This is a genomic window from Mesorhizobium sp. M7A.F.Ca.CA.001.10.2.1, assembly GCF_003998575.1.
Taxonomy (GTDB): domain Bacteria; phylum Pseudomonadota; class Alphaproteobacteria; order Rhizobiales; family Rhizobiaceae; genus Mesorhizobium.
This window is the reverse complement of record NZ_RZQY01001163.1, coordinates 1-875: the sequence shown is the minus strand read 5'-3', so window position 1 is coordinate 875 and position 875 is coordinate 1. Positions and strand designations below refer to the sequence as shown.

Sequence of the window (875 nt, the reverse complement as noted above, 5' to 3'; positions counted from 1 at the left end):
GAACTCAGTTGCTCGGCGCGAGCACGGTAAATCCCTGATCCTTGAACAGCGCGGCCGCCTTGGCCGACTGCAGGCATTTCAGGAAAGCCCGCGTATCCTTGTCCTTCGAATCGGCGGTCTGGGCAACCGGATAGATGATCGGCGGATGCGAATCCTCCGGGAAGGTGCCGACCACCTTGACGCCCTTTTCGGCATGCGCGTCGGTGGCATAGACAATGCCAAGGGCGGCTTCGCCCGTCGAAACCAGCTTCAGCGCCGCGCGCACGTTTTCGGCCTGCGCCCCCTTGCCCTCGACCGAGGACCAGACGCCGAGCGATTCAAGTGCGGCCTTGCCGTATTTGCCGGCCGGCACCGCCTTGAAATCGCCCATGGCGAGCTTGCCGTCGCCGATCAGCTTGGCGAGGTCGAAGCCCTTCTCGATCCTGGTGTCGACCGCCGAGTCCTTCGGCGCCACCAGCACGATCTGATTGCCGAGCAGCTTCACTTCGGTGTCCGGCTTGGTCAGCTTCTTGTCGGAGAGATATTTCATCCAGTCGAGGTCGGCCGAGATGAAGACGTCGGCAGGCGCCCCGCCCTCGATCTGCTTGGCCAGCGCCGAGCTCGCGGCATAGGAGACGGTCGCCGCCTCGCCGACATCGGCCTCGCAGGCCTTGTTCACGGCGTCGAGCGCATCCTTGAGGCTGGCCGCGGCAAACACCACCACCTTGTCTTCCGCATGTGCTGCCGGCACCGCCGCCATCAACATCGCCGCAAAACCCCCAATGGTGATCGCCCTCGATGCAAAACCTATGCGCGTCATGGAAGACTCTCCCTGGTTTGAAATCCGGCCGGCTCGAAGCCCGCTAACCGATATATCCGTATGAATATAACAAGGG

The 875-nt window shown here is 62.7% G+C and carries 1 protein-coding gene; it reads right to left on the bottom strand.

Annotated elements, in window-relative coordinates:
- Positions 1–4: 4 nt before the first annotated feature.
- Positions 5–799, bottom strand: coding sequence for a molybdate ABC transporter substrate-binding protein (gene modA / locus EN964_RS35875; protein WP_127277550.1), 795 nt, complete (start codon positions 797–799; stop codon positions 5–7).
- Between the last annotated feature and the right edge of the window lie 76 nt (positions 800–875).

What these genes read in the sequence shown, in the direction of transcription:
- modA (WP_127277550.1), bottom strand. Translation starts at nt 799, where the DNA reads ATGACGCGCATAGGTTTTGCATCGAGGGCGATCACCATTGGGGGTTTT.